1 protein-coding gene is annotated in these 304 nt (G+C 44.1%); it reads left to right on the forward strand.

What is annotated here, in order from left to right:
* On the forward strand, positions 1 to 304 hold a 304-nt coding region (locus G9F75_RS19785; protein WP_167409342.1), incomplete at both ends, for a condensation domain-containing protein.

Genomic DNA, 304 nt, shown 5'->3' on the forward strand with positions numbered 1-304 from the left:
TACTGGCTGTATTTATGATAGAACTGCATAAATACAGCAGGCAACAAGATATCGTGGTAGGAACACCCATCTCAGGCAGGGTGCATCCGGATACCGAGACGATCGCAGGCATGTTTGTCAATACGCTGGCAATGAGAGGGTATCCAAGGGCTGAAAAAACATTCTTAGAATTTTTAAGCGAGATCAAAGAGCTGGCATTGAATGCGTATGAGAATCAAGAATACCCATTTGAAGAATTGGTAGAGGAAGTAGAAGTACGCCGTGATCTGTCACGCAATCCGCTGTTTGACGTGATGTTTACCAT

This window comes from Bacillus sp. EKM208B (assembly GCF_011800725.1).
Classification (GTDB): domain Bacteria; phylum Bacillota; class Bacilli; order Bacillales; family Bacillaceae; genus Bacillus; species Bacillus velezensis.